Origin of the sequence: Tychonema sp. LEGE 06208 (genome assembly GCF_015207505.1) — a bacterium.
Classification (GTDB): domain Bacteria; phylum Cyanobacteriota; class Cyanobacteriia; order Cyanobacteriales; family Microcoleaceae; genus Microcoleus.
In genome coordinates, this window is the sequence record NZ_JADEWT010000040.1 from 1 (window position 1) to 21,559 (window position 21,559).

A 21,559-nucleotide genomic window follows, 5' to 3' on the forward strand; every position below is an offset into this window, starting at 1 on the left:
AATATTGTCAGGAAATAGTTGTTGAATTAATGAAAATAAGACCTAATAAATTGCCATTTTTTCAGAAGGGTATGAGAGCTATGTCCTTGATTGAGTCTATGTTTTAACGGGGTTGTCACCCCGTCAGAAAATTGGTATAATCCCAAATTTATGCGTATACCAAAGCAGGTACTCGCTTGTAAGCAGGCGTGCCCGATCGCTTTTCAATCTCCGGGTGAAAAATCACATTAACTTCAGGATAAAACATCAAAGCAGCACCCGCACGAACCGCCCCGTAAATCACCTCAACATTTTCCATTTTTCCCGCATTTCCCTGCACCGTAACCCGCTGATGTTCTTGCAAACCCGCGCTTTCTGCATCCTCGCGATTCATTAAAATGCAGTTGCGGTGCGGCATTCCCCGGTACTTGTCATCAATTTTGTAAACCACAGTATTGTGCTGAGAATAACTGCGTCCCGTCATCAAGGCTACCACTAAACCGCGCACCGATTCCGATACACCAAAATCTTTAATTTCCGGTAATTTTAGCTCTGGTAAAGGCGCGACAAACATCTTGGCTTTGCCGGAATCAGTGGGGAATTTAGGTTCCATAAAAATCCGCCCGCTGATGGTAAATTCCTCTTTTGTATCATCAATTGTTGCCATTTTTTCATAGCCGGGAATTGTTTTAGCAATCAATTGTCGAATGTATCGCGTATCTTGCAGTTGGCGCCAGTTTACTGGATAACTGCCGTGAATTCTGCTCGCCAATTCGGTCAAAAAATGCACTTCTGGAATTAAGTCAGCCTCTTTGAGGTGAGTTTCGCCTTCATCATTGAAACGCACAAAGTTATTACCAGATTCTACCGTTGTTTTGTGGGGGTTTTCAAAGCGATTCAGCACGGGAATCACAATTGTATTGTGCTTTGCCAATCCGTTAAAATGCCCTAAATTCGGTTTGGTTGCGAGGTAGATAATAGTTTCAATCTTACCTAAAGCGCGTTTTGCTTGAGTTGAATCTGGGTTGGCTGCGTACAAGTTGCCGCCCAGACAGATTAACGTATCGACTTTGCCTGCATCTGCTGCTTCAATGAGCGATCGAGTTTCGTAACCCTTAACGCGGCTCAGGGGACGATCTAACAACTTTTCGAGAGCGGCTTGGATTTCTTTTTTAAGATTCACAGTCACGCCCATAGAGCCGAATCCTTGGACGTTTGAGTGTCCCCTCACCGGCATTAATCCCGCCCCTGTTTTGCCGACATTTCCCGTCATCAAAGCAGTGTTGGCGATGCTAAAAACATTATCTACGCCGTTTTTTTGTTGGGTAATTCCCATCGCCCAACCGAATACAACTCGCTTTGAATTGCCGATAATTTTGGCGGCTTCCTCAATTTCTGCTTGCGAAACCCCGCAAGTTGTAGTAATAGTTTCCCAGTCGGTTTCGCGGGCGTGCTGCACTACTGCTTCCCAGCCTTCGGTGTGGGCTTGCAAATATTTTTCATCCAGTAATCCTTGTTCGATTACAGATTTTTGAATCCCAACAAATAGGGCAGTGTCGCTGCCGGGAATTGGTTGCAAGTAGAGCGAGGAAATATCGGAACCGGGGATGAGCGACTTGACGGGAAATGCTGGAGAACCAAATTTGACTAACCCGATTTCCATCACGGGGTTGATAATAATTATTTTACCGCCTTTGTCGCGGATTTTAATCAACTCGTTCATGAAGCGGGGATGATTGTAGGCAGAATTCGCGCCCGCGAGCACGACGCAATCTGCTTGCTTCAAGTTTTCTAGACTCACTACCGAGGTGCGGGTAGCAAACATTTCGCTTAACCCGGTGGTTGAGGGAGCGTGGCACAAATCCGAACAATCTGCTAAGTTATTGGAACCCATCGCCCGCATCATCAATTGCAGCAAAAAAGCCGCCTCGTTGGAAGAGCGACCGGAACTGTAAGATGCGACTCTTTCGGGGGTTTTGCGAAACGCAGCCTCGGCAATTTGATAAACTTCTTCCCAAGAAATGCGATCGTAATGAGACGAACCAGCCCGCAAAATCATCGGGAAACTCAGCCTTCCCAGCCTGTCACATTCCATTGAAGTTAATTGCTGGAGTTCTGCAATATTGTGCTGTTGAAAATAGTTAGTCTTAACAGCAGGTTTAATTTCAGCGGAGATTGCTTCAACGCTTTTCATGCAGCGCTGAAGTTTTTCGCCCTCTTCATTAGTAAAGCCTCCTTTCTGCCCGCCAGTGCCCCAAGAACAGGACAAACAAGCACTATTGTGAAGCAAAGTTTTCCAAAGTTTCGGGCCTTCCGGGGACAAGGTATGTTCTGCCCAATATTCAATTACGGGTAAACCGCCACCAATGTCTGGTGTTTCCTCATTTGTCTCGTTGAAGGGCGGAACGGGTTGGATATTTTGGGAGTTGGTGTCCATGCGGTTTACCTTTGGTTTGAATTGCGGGTTGATGCGACGGGCGAACCGCCAAAGAAGTTAAATTTATGACTAAAATTTTACCGCAATTTTACAGCTTAAAAAACCTGTCAACAGATAGATGTTTGAATCTCTATTCAAAGCTAGGTTTGCAGCATCGGAAAGCAAGTCCTTCTTCATCCGCATAAAAGCGAGATCGAGAGGGATAATCCTTGAGGGTTTACTTCTTTTTATTTAAGGCTTGCTTCCCAAACCCAAGACAAAGCATTCGATCGCCCTCAGTAACATTCGGGTCATTCTGCAAATAATCTCCCACCCATTCGCAACTACGAGCAATAATATTATTCAGTTCCAAATTTTGCAAAGGTAAGAGAATTATAGTCTTATCCCTATTAGCAAAAGCCAGAGTTTTGCTGTCAGAACTAAAAGTAACGCTCAACACCCGATCGCCTAATTCCAAAGTTTTAGATAGCAGCGCCTTCCTACCGTTAAAATTCCACAGCTTAACAGTATTTCCCGCACTCGCCGCCGCAATCAACTTGCCGTCTGGACTGAAACTAACACTTTCCACAGTATCGCTGTGGTCTAGTTTTTCAGTTAAATTTGCCGCCGTTCCATCAAACGCCCACAAATAAACTTTTTTGTCAGCACAAGCAGCAGCAATCGTCTTACCGTCGGGACTAAAAGTCACATTCCTCACCGTATCTTCGTGGTTGAGAGTTGTCAAACGCTTCGCCGACGAACCGTTAAATTGCCAAAGATAAACTTTTTTTTCTGCAGCAATTTCAGCAACATTGTTTTTGCCGCTTTCCTTGTTGTCAGCAGCCGTAGCAGTAGCAATAGTTTTGCCGTCGGGACTAAAACTAACACTAATCACTGGATTGGTATGATCGAGTTTTGTCAGCAAAGTTGCTTTAGAACCGTTCCAGCGCCAGAGGTACAATTTGCGATCGGCACCGCTGGCGGTGGCAATTATCTTGCCATCTGGACTAAAACTCACGCTTCTAACAACGCCGTTATGCTTCAAAGTATCTAACAGTTTCCCGTCTAAACTCCAAACTTTCACCGTTTTGTCATTGCTGGCAGAAGCAACAGTTTTATTGTCCGGTGAAAAGCTCGTCCAAATTACAGAATCCTGATGACCTTTTAAGATTTTTAATAAACTGCCATCAGTGTTCCAAAGTCTCACTGTCTTGTCTCCGCTAGCAGAAACAATTGTTTTGCCATCTGCACTAAAACTGACTTTGTAAACCCAGTCTTCGTGTCCATATAAAATCTGATTCAACGGAGTTCTGTCCGGTTGCCAAATTTTTACCATTTTGTCCTTACTTGCGGAGGCAATCGTGCCGTTGCGACTGAAACTTACTGCCCTTACATCATCTTTATTTCCTCGAAAAGTGCTTAGCAATGTGCCGCTGCGACTCCAAACTTTTACCGTATCGTCGGCGCTGCCGGTGACAACTTTTTCGCTGTCGCTACTGAAACTCGCACTCAGAACTTCATCGTTGTGTCCTTTGAGAGTTGTGATTTCCTCACCCTTTCGGTTCCAAATTTTGGCTGTGGTGTCGGCACTGGCTGAGACGAGTTCTCGATTGTTTGGGCTGAACTTAACGCTGTATACAATGTCAGAATGTTTGGTTAATGTTTTGGGATTAATTTGAAATCTCTGGGTTTTACCTTGTCGGTTCCAAAGTTTGATAGTTTTGTCAGCACTTGCTGAGGCAATTGTTTTGCCGTCGGGGCTGAAACTCACGCCGAGTACCCAATCTTTGTGTCCGGTTAAGGTTTGCAGCAATTTTTTGTTTCCCAGATTCCAGATTTTTACGGTGTTGTCGTGACTCGCAGAAGCTAGGGTTTTGCCGTCGGGGCTGAAGCTAACGCTGGTGACGATATCGCGGTGGCCGGATAAAGTAGCGATCGCACTTTGGTCATTATCTACTTGCCAAATTTTAATTGTGCGATCGGCACTACCAGTCGCGATCGTTTTCCCATCCGGGCTAAAACTCACACTCGTCACAATATCGCCGTGCTTAAAAGTCTTTAATAACTTACCTTCTTTGCTCCACAATTTAACAGTTTTGTCAGCACTTGCCGAAGCAACAAAATTGCCATCTGGACTGACACTTACATCCAAAACAGACTTATCGTGCTGCTCGAAACGATTGCGTTCTTGCACTCCTGAAACAGCTTGTCTGAGCCTCTCAGTAATTTGATTTTTAGTATCCACAGGTAGCGCTGTACTTTTCTGAGAACCGCGACCGATTTTGATACTATTTTTCAACACTGCTAATTGATTTTGATCGTTAGAAACCACCAAAGCTTCCGATGCCGAATTCAAGGCATCTGTCCGACTTGTTTCCGCCTCTTGTCGCGCACTTTCTGCTAATTTTGCTTGATAAAATGCCATCCCCGAAACTCCTCCGAGTACCAGCACTCCCAACACCGCCGCCCGCAATTGCCATCTCCGACTTTTGTAAAGTTGAGCTTCCGCTTCGTGCTGTTTGTCTCGGGCTTGGCGCTGTTTATCTCTAGCTTCCGACAGCAAAGCATCTCGCTCTCTATCTTTGCGAATTTGGTCAATTTCATCTCGGTTAATTTTGTTTTGCTTTCGCAATTCCTCAAATTCTGCCTTGTTATCTAATTCCTGTTGCTGGCGGATGAAGCTAACTAAATAGTCGTGAACCAGTTGATAAAGCTCTGCCGGCAGTTCCATCCACTGAAACACTAAGCCGGATTTTACTAACAGTTCTAAAACTAAATCTAACTTTTCAGATTCGGCAACTGTCGCTAAATCGGAGGCTAATTCGGCGCGAGTTTTTAGGGGGCGAATCTCATTTTCGTCTGTAAGGAAATACAAAACTCGGCGCACCGCCCCTTCATTTTCCGGCCCGCAATCTTTGATTACTTCTTCGAGGAAATTTTCGACTAATTTTTGTTTAGGATTGTTACCTAGTTCCTGATATTGGCTTAAAGTTCTAATGTTTTCTTGTTGCAGTTGAGCGCCGACAAGTTGTAGTTCGATCGGGCGGACTTCTCCCAATTCTCCAGCTAAATCTTTGACTAATTCTTCGATTAGCTCCGGTTCTAAGTTAAATTGCGATCGCTCAGTTAAAGTGTAAATTACCGAGCGCGCATCTGCTAGGGAAAAATTTCCCAAATAAAATAGAATATCTTTGCTAAGAACGTCCGCTAAAATATCATTATTGATGAATTGTGTTTGGTTTTTTGGTCGGGAAAATTCCAGCAAATAGTGCAGGTAATCTTCCCGCAAAGACAGGACGACTTTTAAATACTTGATTTTCAAACATTCCCGCAAGAAATCAAAAAATATCTGCCTTTCTGTTGGCTCTTTCCACACGAAAAAGAATTCTTCAAATTGGTCAAATATCAGAACTGTCACTAGATGTTCGGAATTGATTTGCAGTTCTTTGATAATTTTTTCGTATTCGATCGCCTGTTTTTTGACGATTATTTCTACAGGCTGTAAATCCTTAATTATCTCCAGATTTTCCGCAGTCGAAACAAGATTTGTACTGACTGCGCCTGCTGCTGGGGTCAAATCAACCTCTGCGGAACTCGGTACTGCTTCAGAACTTTCGAGATTGAATATTTCAGCTTTCGCAGCAGATAACTGTCTGGTCAATTCCTGGGGCCAGTTGTTGTAAACCTGCAGCACGATCGGCAAAACAGTCCGCATTTCTATCTTTTTTTGTCTAAGAGCGGGGACTAATCCCCCTGTGATAATTGAACTTTTTCCGACTCCAGACTGACCGTAAATTACTGTCAGTTTGTCTGGTGTATTGTTCATTCTATATATCAATCGGTTGAGGTCTTGTTCTCTACCGGAAGCAGTTATTTCGTCAGCAATAGTAGCAGCGGCGGTAACTGTTTCGGCGGGATCTATCGCTTCTCTGTGCGGCTGCAATTTTCCGGCTCCAATAAAAGCTCGAAACCGATAGGTATGTTCTACTCCTCGATAGTCTTGCTTGATTTGAAATGCTTTGAGATATTCTCCCCGCTGAAAATAAACTACTCGCAGCATTTCTAAAACCCGCAAATACAGTTGCGGGTTGTAGCAAGGTTTGGTTTCCGAGCGAGCAAACTCTAAATGGGCGATCGCCTCTTCTATCTCGCCCAACTCGCTCTGAGCCTCTGCTAAAATTAATAGATACAAGCCTTTATGCTGCGATTTTACAGGCATTCCCTGTCCCGTCGCTTTTAATTTGGAGTTCAGAACATCTAGAGCGATTAAAGCCCATTCTTTCGCCCCTTCCCAGTTTTTTTGCTCTAAGGCTACTCTAGCCAAAAAGCCATAATCTTGAGCTAAATTAACTGCTGAATTTTTCATATTTTGATGTAATCTCCGAGCTTTGATAGCTAAATTCCAGAGTGCATCCCAATCTTCTAAATGTTGCAATACTTCCCCGAGTTGATTGATGAATGTACCAGCAGCATCCGACTGTCCGGCGCGTTCTAAAACATTAATACATTCCTGAAAATAATTCTTAGCTTCTGTCCAGTAAGGACGGTTATCGCTGCGGTTCTTTTCTGCTTGGAAGCGGTAGCAAAGACCGATGTGGAATAGCAGAATTCCTTCTAAAACCGGTGCGGGGTGAGCGGTAAATAATAATTCGCTAAATTCTGTTTGCGTCCCCAAGAATGCTACTTGATATTTCCAAAAATCGAGACTTTTTTGATACAATTTAATGGCTGCATCAATGCGGTGAAAAGCATATTCTTCTCTGGCCCGAATAAATTGCAAATTTGCTTCGATGGCCGGTTCTAATCTGATGTTGCAAGTTTGCAAGTCTTGGCTGGCTGACTCTAGTTCTGTCAAAGAATTGGCTCCTAGAATGGCACAATTACTTAAGCGCCAATTGCCAGTTTCTAAAATGCTGGCAAAAATGCGATCGGCACTTTTTGCCAGAAAATCTACCAATTCGTCTGGGCCTTGCACAAATTCTACTGTTGTCGTCCAAGTCTCGATATCTGTTACTAACCGAATCATTTTTTTGAGTATTTTGTCTGTCACCCACAGCACTATGGGGAAGGGAAAGTTATTGCGAAATTCTTCCCTGACGTAGTTGGTAGAAGTCAGCACGCGATCGATCGCACTTACCGACTCCAATCCAAACACCATTAAAGCTGGCGGCCTGCTACCGTCAAGTTCGGTTTCTATCGTCGTGTAAAGAGTTTTAACAGATGTCGGGAGGACAATTTCTCGAATCTCAATCCCAGACTCCTCTCGCAATAGCCGTAGAGTTTCTTCTTTCATGGCACTATAATTGCACCGCACTAAAATCAGCGAAAATTGTCCCTGAGACATCGACAGAGTGCGAGAGAGAGTTTGCAGCGAACTTTTGTTTTGCTGTGCTGCGGTGTCTTGGCTGCAGTGCGAGTTAATCATAGTCTTTGAAAATTATGATGGAATAGATGCTGTAGAAAGAAGAAAGTTCGGGAACGGATTTTAGCACCTTACGGATTGTCGGATTTTTAAGCATGAATATCACTTTGATACAAGGGAGTTTGTTGCTACAAAACTAGCCCGATCTATGTCATCGTGCACGCATACTAATACCATTTCTCTAAAATCATGCAATACTCTTTGACCCCCCCTAGCCCCCCCTTGTAAAGGGTGGGGGACAAGAATACTGTTGCATTATTTTTTGAAATTGGTATAACCTCAGAAATCCAAAACCTTTCGTAGTGCGGACTACGAACCAAATGTGCTAAACTCAGAAACCCGGTTTCTTCTTATATTTCTCATTTTTCCAAAACTCGTAGAAACCGAGTTTATAGCTCCCCACGCCTAAGCCTTGAAACTGTCCGATTGTTTTACTAGATATAGTTAAAGCATACCCGAAAAAATACATACTCTGTTATTCGCATAAGTTCAGGAAAATCTGCTGGATTTTACTGATTGTTTTACCCTCGCACAGCGAGAATTCTACCTATTGAAAAAGCCGATCGCACAAACCGCACAAACCGCACAAATCTGACTCAATCATTCACATATCCCGGAAATCCGGCATTGTCTGGTGGACTGACCCCTGGCCGCACTGAGATAAACTACGGCTGGCGGCTCCTCAATAGTTATAGGTGGCAGATTTTCTGTCATAAATTTAGTAATCTCCATATCTAAGTTAGTAGCTGAAAAATCAGGTTGATCCCAATCCTCGCTTTCTTCAATGGCGATTGTTGTTGGTAGCGCCATCTCAAAATCTAGCTCGTCGCCAAAAGTTGAAACTTCTTTAATTGGATCGATTTTCTGAACAGTATCGGCGGCCAAAGCTTGATTTGTATTAGCCATTAGTGCGATCGGCAGTGCGATCATTGCACTTATCCTTTGTCGCGCCGTAATTTTCCGCATGAGATCCTCCTGGTATCAACTAAATTTTTCTCCTCTAAATTCAACATCCGCCACTACTTTAGATCCCTGTTATTAATGAATAGTAGTTTGTTGTTAGATAAAATATAATTCGAGCTTTGAAACTTCGCGCGAAGTTTGCACGGGCGGAAACTGAGGGTATTTTGTCAAGGGTTCCTACTTCTGTTTACTACGTAAAAACTCTTAAACAGTCCGGTTTTCCAATTAAGTAATTCCCGAACTCGATCGCCAGTGTCAATCCCATAGTCAAAACGGTGAGAAGTTCGATCGCAGCCCCGCGCTGCCGCCTGCTAGCTGATTTGCTATACCATACGCACCGCAGATGTGTCAACAATTATATCTTAACATTTTTAATTTTTTGCAGCATTCTCGTTACCAGGAAGAGCCTGGTAACGCAGATCGGGGAGGAAGAGCCCTAAGCAAAGTCGAGAGGAATCCTACTTAGTCAAGCCGTGTTCGAGCGCGTAGCGAACCAACTCAGTACGGCTGTTAGTACCAGTCTTGCTAAACAAGCGACTGACGTACTTTTCCACATTCCGCACGCTAGTTTCCAAACGGCGAGCAATTTCTTTATTCATCAAACCTTGAGCAACCAAATCCAAAACACTTTGCTCTCGCGGAGTCAAATCAATTTTAATCGGCGAAGCACTTTGGACGATCGAACTCCGCCCGCTCAACAAAGACTCAATTCTCGCCATTTGGCTAGCCAAAGCAGCAATATCAGGACTTTCAGCATTTTCGCCTGTCTCCTTAGCAGCCGCGCGGCGCGCTAACAAATTGGTGACAATTGCTACTAATTCGTCGGGATCGAAGGGTTTAGAAAGATAAGCATCGCAGCCGGCTTGATAGCCTTGAATGCGATCGCCCGTCATCCCCTTAGCCGTCAAAAACACCACCGGCAAAGCCTTATAACGAGGATCTTCCCGCACTTGCTTGAGAAACTGATAGCCGTCCACCTGCGGCATCATAATGTCTGAAATCACCAAATCAGGATTGTGCTGCTGCAAGAGTTCCCACCCATCCCGAGCATTACTGGCAACCTCAACCGAAAAATTGCTATCTTCCAAATAAGCTTGTACCGCTTCCCGCAAGCCCGGTTCATCATCTACCAATAATAATCGTGCTGACATATCCGTTACCCTTACGTTTGATCGCTATTATCTTTGAACTTAGCTGAATTTAACTATTCTTGTCACTCCATCTATAGAAGCAATTCAAAAAATTGTGGTTCAACTCAAGAGTTTTGAGTTTTGTTTTGCTGCAACAGACAAGATTACCAAAATAGTTAGGAGTGGCTATAATATCATATCCGCTCAATTAACCGCAAAAACGCTTGGTTTGTAGTGCGAACTTAAGTCCGCACTACGAACTAATATTAGTATTGCGGTTAATCGATCCCAGATCAGCTAAAAACTCATCCCACAAAAATCTTTTTTTCTTGTGGGACGAAGATCCGCCCTAAAAGTTGATGAAAAGGACTTTTACAATCTTGTCTATTCTTGAACTATTCCGACTTAAACTTTTGAACGATCGGTCAAAATTTCATAACCGGTGTCCGTCACCAACACAGTATGCTCAAACTGAGCCGACATAGCATTATCCACCGTTACAGCAGTCCACTTGTCAGCCAGCGTCCGAGTGTACTTAGAACCCGCATTCAGAATTGGCTCGATCGCCAATGTCATACCCGATCGCAATTTCACATTCGGCATTTCGCGAGTGCGGAAATTGAAAACCGACGGTTCCTCGTGCAAATTGCGCCCGACACCGTGGCCGGTAAACTCCTCAACGATACTAAAACCGTTGCTTTTGACATGATCTTCGATCGCACCGGCGAGATCGAGCAAATAAGCTCCAGCCTTCACTTGTTCGATACCTTTATAGAGAGCTTCTTCTGCGACTCTAATTAATTTTGCAGATTCCGGTGTCACCTCCACAACTGCGATCGTGATGCAAGAATCGCCGTGAAAACCTTGGTAATATGCTCCCGTATCTACTTTCAGAACATCTCCGGCACGAATTACTTTTTTGCGGCTGGGGATGCCGTGAACAACTTCGTTATTAATGCTGGAGCAAATCGAGCCGGTGAAACCGTGATAGCCTTTAAAACTGGGAGTTGCACCCATTTCTCGGATGCGTTTTTCGGCATAAACATCCAAATCAGCAGTAGTCATTCCCGGTTTCACAATTTGCGAAATTTCTTTCAGTACGGTTGCGACAATTTTCGCCGCCTGCCGCATTATTTCGATTTCGCGTTCCGACTTAATTTCAATGCCTCGACGCTGTTTTGTGACTTGGGGTTGTTTAGTTGGCGCGGAAAGCAGACTGCTAAAAATATTCATGTATTGAATGTCAGGTAATTTTGTAGTTGAAAGGCAGGTTAAAGCAAAAAACGGTAAATGTCCGGTTTTTTGGGGAAACACCGGTGTCTTGTTCCGAACTGTCGATCGCTCGTCCTTTCAGCTAGTTTAATATTTTTCTTGGTAATCGGCACGGGAAAGGGGGATATGGGGAGAGGGATCGGGAGAAAGGGGGAGAGGGGGAGAGGATTTGAGGATTTGAGGCTTTTTGATGTGCCGCCCGATCGCCCAATACAATTTAAATGCAGTACCACTTACCAAATCCGGCTTAGATACCCCGTCGCTGTCGATCGGCGATAGTTTTACTCTCAGGCGGTTTCAACCGCCGAGTCCCTTTGAGCGTCGGATCTGTGGCCTTTTAAATTGAATGATGCAACAGCTTTGAGGCCCACCGGATTTCTGAGGATTCCTGCGAGGTTGGCAATTCCTGCAATTAACTTAGTTACCTCAACAGGTTTAGATAAGTGCATCTGGAAACCAGCTTCCAGCGCTTGTCGGCGATCGGACTCTCTCACGTAAGCAGTCAGGGCGATCGCAGGCATTTTTCGCTCGCGCAGCACTTCCATTTCTTTCACCCGCGCGATTAACTCATAGCCGTCTGCTTGCGGCATTCCAATGTCGCTCAGCAGCACATCCGGCCAAAAACTCTCCAGTGCAGCTAGAGCCTCGGCCACCGATGTCGCCGATCGCACCACAGCTCCTTCCTCTTCGAGTACAGCAATCAAAAAGTCCCGCGTGTCATCGTCATCATCCACCACCAGCAATTGCAAATTAGCCAAAGTTGGTAGAGCCTCTGACACCTCATCGAGTTCAAAGCAATCATCAACAGCACCTTCCCCGTTTCTCTCAACAACTGGCAGAAAAACCGTGAATTTCGCACCCTCGCCCGGATTATTCTCTGCCCTAACATTACCGCCGTGCTGTTCCACCAAGTGACTGACGATCGCCAATCCCAGCCCCAAACCCCCATAAGACCTCGTTGTGCTGCTATCAGCTTGTCGGAAGCGATCGAAAACATAAGGCAGAAAATCAGGATTAATACCAATTCCGCTATCAATTACCTGAATTTGCGCCTCATCGCCCACTAACTCCAACCGCACATCTACTTTACCCCCTTCAGGAGTAAATTTAATCGCATTAGAAAGCAAATTCCAGACTACTTGCTGCAAGCGATCGCTATCGCCTATAACTTTACCAACCTTTGAGTCAGCTTGAAATACGATCGCAATTGATTTTGTCTCTGCCAGCGGTTTCAGAGAATCAATTGCCATTTCAATCACATTTTTTAACTGAATCGGATACAAATTAAAATTTAATTTTCCGCGCAAAATTCGCGAAACATCTAAAATATCTTCAACGAGTTGCGCTTGAGATTTAGCATTGCGCTCAATAGTCTCTAGAGCTTTATCAACCGTTGCTTGGTCAAACTTTTTTGCCCGAAGCAGCCTAGACCAGCCGAGAATCGCATTTAAAGGAGTACGGAGTTCGTGGGAGAGAATAGCCAAAAATTCATCCTTCATCTGGTTAGCTCTCTCAGCTTCTTGCCGCGCTACTTGTTCGCGGAGCAGTCGGCCGCGTTCTTCCTCTGCTTGCTTGCGGTCTGTGACATCTCTAACAGTTCCAACGTGACCGAGCAGTATTCCCAAATCCGAAAACATTGGCGAAGACTGTACGTTAATCCAACGCACATCTTCGTTATCAACTAATCGAAACTCACTCGAATATTCCTGACCTTCTTTAATCCAACCCGACCAATCTGCTACTACGCGATCGCGGTCTTCAGGATGAACTGACCGCTGCCAAACTGACACCAAGCTTTCCTCCAAAATTAACCCAGAAATCGCTTGACATCGGGGATTCAGGTAAGTACAACGGCCTGCAACATCAGCTAAGTAAATTCCCAGGGGCGAACAAGCACACAAAGTCCGAAATCGTTCTTCACTTTTACTTAGTTCATTATTAACAGCAGTTAACTCTGTTGCTTGTCGCTTCACCTCGGCAGTTTTTTGGAACAATTCCACAAATACCGCCACCTTCGATGTCAATATTTCCGGTTCCAACGGTTTGAAGAGGTAATCCACCGCACCCAGAGAATAACCTTTAAATACGTGGGTGTCATTGCTGCTGAATGCTGTGATAAAAATAATCGGAGTCGATCGCGATCGATCTCTAGAGCGAATCATTGTTGCTGTCTCAAATCCATCCATTCCCGGCATCTGCACATCAAGCAAAATTACCGCAAAATCTTGATGAAGCAGACATCTCAGAGCTTCTGCGCCTGAATTTGCCTTGACTAAATTATAAGACTGGTTCTTCAAAATAGCTTCCAGAGCCACCAAATTTTCTGAGCGATCGTCAACTATCAGGACATTTACTCGATCTTCGGGCTGCACATTCATAAATTTTTTAATTTTTAATTGTTAGCAAATTGACCAAACAGGGAGCGATTTGAGAAAGGGGTAAAATCCAGTCTACTTCAACATTTGCGATCGCAGATGCAGGCATTGTCCGGCAGAGAGCAGAATCCGGTTCCTCCACAAATGTCAATCCTCCTTCAGCTTTAATTTTTGCCAGCCCAGCAGTACCATCAGAACTAGCTCCTGTTAAAATTATGCCAATAGCGCGCTCCCCAAACGCATCAGCAGCAGACTCAAACAGCACATCGATAGAGGGCCGCGCGTGGCAGACAGGAGCATCAGTTGATAGTGCAAATGTAGGAGAAACGCGACTGAGGATTGGGGATTTTGAATTGTCTATCGGCTCCACCGCCGCGCTCTTCCATGCTGTACCGTCGTTTTCATCAAGGCTAAATTTCTCCACCCAAGGCAATTCTACGAGCAAGTGATAGTCAGCGGGAGCCAAGTAAACCCGGCCAGGTGCGATCGGCTCTTTGTCCTCGGCCTCCGTGATTTGGAGAGAGCTTTGCTGTTGTAAAAAATCAGTAAGCCTGTTGGGAGAAGTCTTGTGGCGGTGTTGGACAATAACCACAGGTAAAGGAAAACTTTGTGGCAAATCTCCCAGCAGGACAGTCAGAGCATCTAGCCCTCCCAAAGACGTGCCAACAACCACTATCTCAAAAATATTTTTATTTAATTTTGCGGTAGATTTTGTCACTTCTTTCAACTGCTTCATAGTTTTTTTCATAAGGCGTAAAAGTGAGAGACTCCTGATGTCCTAATCCTAAAACTCCAAACATTCCCAAACTCTCATAAAAAAGCTTGTGTACCCGCTCTTGGAGCTGTGAATTGAAATAAATCAGCACATTGCGGCACACAATTACATTAAATTCATTAAAAGAAGTATCGGTTGCTAAGTTGTGGTGAGCAAAGACCATGTTATCTTTAAGTGAAGACCCAAAAATAGCATTTTCATAGGCAGCAGTATAATACTCAGAAAACGCTTTCTTGCCCCCTGCTTGGTGGTAGAGCTGCGTATATTCTTGCATTTGTTTCAAAGGAAATATACCAGCCTTGGCTGTTTTCAACACTAATTCGTTCATGTCAGTAGCGTAAATTCGACAGCGGTCATAAAGCCCTTCTTCTTGCAGCAAAATTGCCATAGAATAGACTTCTTCTCCCGTTGAACATCCAGCGTGCCAAATGCGAATAAAAGGATAAGTACGCAGCATCGGTACTACTTTTTTTCGGAAACTAATGTAAAATTTAGGGTCGCGAAACATCGTAGTTACATTAACAGAAACATCCACCAAAAAACGCTCTAGACAGGCCGGATTGTGGAGTATCTTTTCCTGAAGTCCAGAGACCGTGGTGAGCCGTTCCGAGCGAATAGTGTTCCAAATGCGACGCTTGATAGACGCAAGAGCATAATTACGAAAATCAAATCCGTAATAGCGAAATATTCCCTCTAGTAGGAGTTGAATTTCGATTGTTTCAAGTTCATGGGTTTCGGGCATTAGTCATTAGTCCTTAGTCATTAGTCCTTAGTCATTAGTCCTTAGTCATTAGTCCTTAGTCCTTAGTCCTTAGTCCTTAGTCCTTAGTCCTTAGTCCTTAGTCCTTAGTCCTTAGTCCTTAGTCCTTAGTCCTTAGTCCTTAGTCATTAGTCCTTAGTCATTAGTCCTTAGTCCTTAGTCCTTAGTCCTTAGTCCTTAGTCCTTAGTCCTTAGTCCTTAGTCCTTAGTCCTTAGTCCTTAGTCATTAGTCCTTAGTCATTAGTCCTTAGTCATTAGTCCTTAGTCCTTAGTCCTTAGTTATTTGTTATTTGTTATTAGTCCTTAGTTATTTGTGATTTGTCATCAGTCCACAGCCTACAGTCCACAGCCCACAGTCCACAGCCCACAATCCACAATGACTAATGACTAAGCTGTAGCGCATTTAAATTGTATATTCAGGGCGGGCGGGACACCCCACAAGACGGGGAATTGTTTTTTGACATACAATTTAAATATCCGACAGCTTAATGATTAATCTCTAATCACTAATCACTAATGACTAATGACTAATGACTAATGACTAATGACTAATGACTTATTTCATCTATAAAGCCAAACGCGCAGCAGCGAGAGCAATTGTTCCGTATCAACAGGCTTCGTGATGTAGTCAGACGCTCCAGCTTCGATACATTTTTCCCGATCGCCCTTCATAGCTTTCGCGGTAAGAGCAATCATTGGTAGCGAACCGAATTGAGGCATCTTGCGAATTGCTTCCATTGTTTCGTAACCGTCCATCTCCGGCATCATCACGTCCATCAACACAATATTTATGTCAGGCGTATTTTGCAACTGAGCAATACCCTCTCGGCCGTTTTCAGCAAACACAATTTGCATTAGATGGCGCTCCAGCATACTCGTGAGGGCGAAGATATTCCGCACATCGTCGTCAACAATCAAGACTTTTTTGCCCGCGAGTGTCGAATCTGTTTGATACAACTGTTCTAGCATTTGGCGCTTCGGTTCCGGCAAATTTGCTTGGACTCGGTGCAAGAACAAAGCAGTTTCATCCAAAAGCCGCTCTGGCGATCGCACATCTTTAATAATTATTGTTTCCGCCATGCGCTTCAGTTGAGTTTCTTCAGTTCTCGTCAACTCTTTGCCCGTATAAATAATAATCGGCAAACTTTTCAAATTCGGCTCTTGCTTGATCTGTTCGATCAGTTCAAAACCAGTCATATCTGGCAGTCCCAAATCGAGCACAATGCAGTCAAAATGCCCAGACTTCAAAGTTTCTAGCGCCTCTGCACCGCTACCCACAGCCGTCGTTGAAACATCGTGATTGCCGATTAAATCCACAATGCTAAGACGTTGCGTTGCGTCGTCTTCGACAACGAGCAAATTTTTCACCGGTCGATCCACAAAACCCTTAATATCAGTCAAAGATTTGCTCAGCGCCTCATGACTGACAGGCTTTTGTAAATAGGCGATCGCCCCTAACTGCAAACTGCGCTGCCGCCCTTCTTCAACTGATACAATGTGAACCGGAATGTGGCGCGTACTCGCGTCGTGCTTTAGGCGATCGAGCACCGTCCAGCCATCCATCACAGGCAAATTTAGATCAAGCATAATCGCAGTTGGCTTGAACTCTCGCGCCATCGCCAAACCGATATCGCTCCGCAAAGCAACCAAAGCTTTAAAACCCTGTTCCTGCGCCATATCCACCAGAATCCGAGCAAAATTGACATCATCCTCGATAATCAAAAGAATGCGATCGCCACTCTCAATATTTTCTCGGTCATCAGATATTGTAACCGACGGATAAGGCGCGATGGGCAAATGGAAATTCGGCGAAGGAACAGTCACAGAAACACCAGGCGGCAACTGGGGCGTTGGGTTGTCGGTTCCAGAATCGCGATCGTTCATTATGCCAGATTCTTGATAAGTTTGCGGCAGATAAAGCGTGAATTTACTACCCTCACCAGCGCGACTCGTCAACTTAATTTCTCCCCCTAACAGATTAGCAATTTCTCTACTAATCGACAAACCCAAACCCGTGCCCCCGTATTTCCGGCTAGTGCTACCATCAGCTTGTTGGAAAGCCTCAAAAATAACCCTGTGTTTGTCAGCAGAAATCCCAATCCCCGTATCGCTAACCGAGAAAGCCAAAACAGTAGCAGAACTCGTTAAAGCTTCAACCTCTAAACTCCACCCTTCCCGCACTACTTCGACACGCAACTTCACCTCACCCCGTTCAGTAAACTTAAAAGCATTAGAGAGAAGATTCTTCAAAACTTGTTGCAGCCGTTTAGCATCAGTATAGATACCTTTTGGCAACCCAGCCTCAAGCTCTATTTGATAACTCAACTTCTTATCCAGAGCAATTTGGCGGAAAGTTCGATCCAAATGCTCTCGCAAATCCCCAAACAAAACTTGCTCAATATCCACCGACATCGTGCCCGATTCAATCTTAGCAAGATCCAAAATGTCATTAATCAGCTCTAACAAATCAGTTCCCGCCGAATAAATAGTGCGCGTGTATTCAACTTGCTTAGAACTCAAATTGCCGTCAGGATTATCAGAAAGCAATCGAGCCAGAATCAACAGCGAATTCAGCGGAGTTCGCAACTCGTGAGACATATTTGCCAGAAACTCCGACTTATACTTAGAAGTTAGAGCCAACTGTTCGGCTCTTTCTTCCAGCAACGCCCTCGCCTGTTCAATATCTCGGTTTTTCCGCTCAACTTCCTTATTTTGCAGCGCCAACAATTCAGCTTGTTCTTCTAATTCTTCATTCGTTTGTTGCAACTCATCCTGCTGATTTTTCAACAGTTCCTCAGATGCGCGGAGCGACTGCGCTTGTTGTTCGAGACGCTTGTTAGTTTCCGTTAGTTCCCTTTGCTGAGTTTGCAACTCTTCTGTCAAAGACTGCGACTGTTTTAATAACTCTTCCGTCCGCATACTCGCCGCAATTGTATTTAAAACAATCGCGATACTTTCTGTAAGTTGGTCTAAAAATGTCAAATGTATTTCGCTGAAGCGGCGGAACGAAGCTAACTCGATTACCGCCGTCACTTGTCCCTCAAACAATACGGGTAAAACCACGACATTCAGCGGCGAAGATTCTCCCAATCCCGAGCTAATTTTAACGTAATTTTCCGGCACTTCCGTCAACAGTATTCGTTCTTTTTCCAGGGCGCACTGTCCGACCAAACCTTCGCCTAAACTGAATCTATTTCCTAGATGCTTGCGTTCCCGGTAGGCGTAGGTACTTAACAGTTTGAGAAACGGATCGTGTTCTATAGATTCCATCAAAAAGAATACACCATGCTGAGCAGAAACCAGCGGCGTCAGTTCAGATAAAATTAGTTTAGAAACTGTTTCTAAATCCCGCTGACCTTGTAGCATTCGAGTGAACTTAGCCAGATTTGTTTTCAGCCAATCTTGCTCAGTATTTTTATGCGTGGTCTCCCGGAGATTGGCGATCATCTGGTTTAGATTATCTTTGACAATGGCAACTTCTCCTTCAGTAGCGACGGAAATTGACCTCGTTAAATCGCCTCTGGTAACAGCAATTGCCACTTCGGCGATCGCCCGCAACTGAGTAGTCAAATTCGCCGCCAATTCATTCACATTGTCCGTCAAATCTCGCCACGTCCCCGCCGCACCCGGAACCTTCGCCTGACCACCCAATTTCCCTTCAATTCCAACTTCCCGCGCCACTGTAGTAACTTGATCGGAAAACGTCGCCAGCGTATCGATCATCTCGTTAATCGTATCAGCCAGAGTCGCAATTTCTCCCTTAGCTTCCAGGATTAATTTACGCTTCAAATCGCCATTCGCCACCGCCGTCACAACTTTAGCAATACCCCGCACTTGCGCCGTCAAATTCTCCGCCATCGAGTTTACATTGTCGGTTAAATCTTTCCAAGTCCCCGCAACTCCTTTCACCTCAGCTTGACCGCCCAATTTACCCTCAGTTCCCACCTCCCGCGCCACCCGCGTCACCTCAGAAGCGAAGGAATTAAGCTGATCCACCATCACATTAATAGTATCTTTCAACTCCAGAATTTCGCCTTTAACATCAACGGTAATTTTCTTAGACAAATCTCCATTTGCTACCGCCTTCGTCACTTCCGCAATATTCCGCACCTGCGCCGTCAAATTTCCCGCCATCAAGTTAACAGAATCAGTTAAATCTTTCCAAGTTCCCCCTACCCCGCGCACATAAGCTTGTACGCCTAATTTGCCTTCGGTTCCTACTTCCCTCGCAACTCTGGTTACTTCTGAAGAGAAGGAACTCAACTGATCTACCATGATGTTAATCGTGTTTTTCAGTTCAAGAATTTCCCCTTTGACATCGACAGTAATTTTCTTAGATAAATCGCCATTGGCCACAGCAGTTGTCACTTCAGCAATGTTGCGGACTTGGGCTGTTAAATTCCCCGCCATCGAGTTAACTGAATCAGTTAAATCTTTCCAGGTTCCTGCAACTCCTTTCACCTCAGCTTGCACGCCTAATTTCCCTTCGCTTCCTACTTCCCTCGCAACTCTGGTTACTTCTGAGGCGAAGGAATTTAACTGGTCAACCATCGTGTTGACAGTGTTTTTTAACTCTAGGATTTCACCTTTAACATCAACAGTAATTTTCTTAGATAAATCGCCATTTGCTACAGCAGTCGTCACCGCCGCAATATTCCGCACTTGCGCCGTCAAACTACCGGCCATAAAGTTAACAGAATCCGTTAAATCCTTCCAGGTTCCTGCTACGCCTCGGACATCCGCTTGACCGCCTAGTTTACCTTCCGAACCTACTTCCCTCGCCACCCGCGTTACTTCTGAGGCGAAGGAATTAAGTTGATCCACCATCACGTTAATGGTATTTTTTAGTTCTAAGATTTCGCCTTTAACCTGTACCGTAATTTTCTTAGATAAGTCACCGTTAGCAACAGCAGTCGTCACATCAGCAATGTTGCGGACTTGGGCTGTTAAATTGTTGGCCATCGAGTTAACAGAATCCGTTAAATCTTTCCAGGTTCCTGCAACTCCCTGGACTTCTGCTTGTACGCCTAATTTGCCTTCGGTTCCTACTTCCCGCGCCACTCTGGTTACTTCTGATACGAAGGAATTAAGTTGATCCACCATCGTGTTGACGGTGTTTTTTAACTCCAGAATTTCACCTTTAACATCAACAGTAATTTTCTTAGATAAATCGCCTTTGGCCACAGCGGTTGTCACATCAGCAATGTTGCGGACTTGTGATGTCAAACTGCCGGCCATGAAGTTAACGCTATCAGTTAAATCTTTCCAAGTTCCCGCAACTCCTTTAACTTCTGCTTGACCGCCAAGTTTACCTTCGGAACCAACTTCTCTAGCAACTCTCGTTACTTCTGAGGCGAAGGAATTTAACTGATCCACCATGATGTTAATCGTGTTTTTCAGTTCAAAAATTTCGCCTTTAACATCGACAGTAATTTTCTTAGATAAATCGCCATTGGCTACAGCGGTTGTCACTTCGGCAATGTTGCGGACTTGGGCTGTTAAATTACCGGCCATTGAGTTAACTGAATCTGTTAAATCTTTCCAGGTTCCTGCAACTCCCTGGACTTCTGCTTGTACGCCTAATTTGCCTTCGGTTCCTACTTCTCTAGCAACTCTGGTTACTTCAGATGAGAAGGAACTCAACTGATCCACCATGACGTTAATCGTGTTTTTCAGTTCGAGAATTTCTCCTTTAACATCGACGGTAATTTTTTTCGATAAATCGCCATTGGCTACGGCGGTTGTCACTTCGGCAATGTTGCGGACTTGGGCTGTTAAATTACCGGCCATTGAGTTAACTGAATCTGTTAAATCTTTCCAGGTTCCTGCTACTCCTTCCACTTCTGCTTGTACGCCTAATTTGCCTTCGGTTCCTACTTCCCTAGCAACTCTGGTTACTTCTGAGGCGAAGGAACTCAATTGGTCTACCATTGTGTTGACAATTTTGGCTGTTTGAAGGAATTCCCCTTTGAGTGGTCTTTCTTCTATTTCTAGGGGGATGGTTTGCGATAAATCTCCTTTTGCTACGGCCCGAATTACTCTGGCGGTTTCTGAGGTTGGTTGCACTAAATCTGTAATTAGGGTATTGACAGAATTGACGCTAGCTGCCCAGGAACCTTCAACGTTGCCGATGGTGGCCCGCTGGGCGATTTTGCCTTCTTTCCCGACAACTGTGCCGATGCGATCGAGTTCGGCGGCCATTCTCTGATTGAGTTCGATAATGTCGTTAAGTTCGTCAGCAATTTTCCCGGCTAGACCTGTCTGGTCTATGGGCATCCTAGCTGAGAAGTCTCCTTTTTTGACAGCTACTAAGGTTCTGAGTAGCTGTTTGGCATAAACATTATTTGGATTGGGTTTTGTTAGTTCTGCAGTTGACATTACTGTTACCTTTGGGGAGTTGGAAGGGGTTTGGCGCGGCTAGAAGGCGTTGGTGGTGGAAGATATCTGGCTTGCGGGCGGCAAGCGTC

10 protein-coding genes are annotated in these 21,559 nt (G+C 44.7%); all 10 read right to left on the minus strand.

Features of this window, described 5'->3' with window-relative positions; genetic code table 11:
• Positions 1-148 precede the first annotated feature (148 nt).
• On the minus strand, positions 149-2,416 hold the full coding sequence (locus tag IQ263_RS12660; RefSeq protein ID WP_194067744.1) for an FdhF/YdeP family oxidoreductase: 2,268 nt from the start codon (positions 2,414-2,416) through the stop codon (positions 149-151).
• 217 nt (positions 2,417-2,633) lie between these two features.
• On the minus strand, positions 2,634-7,820 hold the full coding sequence (locus IQ263_RS12665; protein WP_194067745.1) for a WD40 repeat domain-containing protein: 5,187 nt from the start codon (positions 7,818-7,820) through the stop codon (positions 2,634-2,636).
• Between the two features lie 597 nt (positions 7,821-8,417).
• A complete protein-coding gene (locus tag IQ263_RS12670) occupies positions 8,418-8,783 on the minus strand; it encodes a hypothetical protein (protein WP_194011498.1) in 366 nt (121 codons plus the stop codon).
• Between the two features lie 455 nt (positions 8,784-9,238).
• The gene (locus IQ263_RS12675; protein ID WP_194011497.1) at positions 9,239-9,931 is read right to left on the minus strand and encodes a response regulator transcription factor; all 693 of its coding nucleotides are present in this window, start codon (positions 9,929-9,931) and stop codon (positions 9,239-9,241) included.
• A gap of 384 nt (positions 9,932-10,315) precedes the next feature.
• On the minus strand, positions 10,316-11,143 hold the full coding sequence (gene map, locus IQ263_RS12680; protein WP_194011501.1) for a type I methionyl aminopeptidase: 828 nt from the start codon (positions 11,141-11,143) through the stop codon (positions 10,316-10,318).
• Between the two features lie 126 nt (positions 11,144-11,269).
• Positions 11,270-11,422 (minus strand): hypothetical protein, encoded by a 153-nt coding sequence (locus IQ263_RS12685; RefSeq protein WP_194067746.1) that lies wholly within the window; start codon positions 11,420-11,422, stop codon positions 11,270-11,272.
• Positions 11,423-11,469: 47 nt separating this feature from the next.
• Positions 11,470-13,560 (minus strand): hybrid sensor histidine kinase/response regulator, encoded by a 2,091-nt coding sequence (locus IQ263_RS12690; protein ID WP_194067747.1) that lies wholly within the window; start codon positions 13,558-13,560, stop codon positions 11,470-11,472.
• Positions 13,561-13,567: 7 nt separating this feature from the next.
• Complete coding sequence (locus IQ263_RS12695) at positions 13,568-14,275, minus strand: chemotaxis protein CheB (RefSeq protein ID WP_333294295.1); 708 nt, start codon at positions 14,273-14,275, stop codon at positions 13,568-13,570.
• Complete coding sequence (locus IQ263_RS12700; protein WP_194067749.1) at positions 14,247-15,074, minus strand: CheR family methyltransferase; 828 nt, start codon at positions 15,072-15,074, stop codon at positions 14,247-14,249. The genes IQ263_RS12695 and IQ263_RS12700 overlap by 29 nt, the downstream gene beginning before the upstream one ends.
• A gap of 579 nt (positions 15,075-15,653) precedes the next feature.
• Positions 15,654-21,470, minus strand: coding sequence for a HAMP domain-containing protein (locus IQ263_RS12705; RefSeq protein WP_194067750.1), 5,817 nt, complete (start codon positions 21,468-21,470; stop codon positions 15,654-15,656).
• Positions 21,471-21,559: the final 89 nt, after the last annotated feature.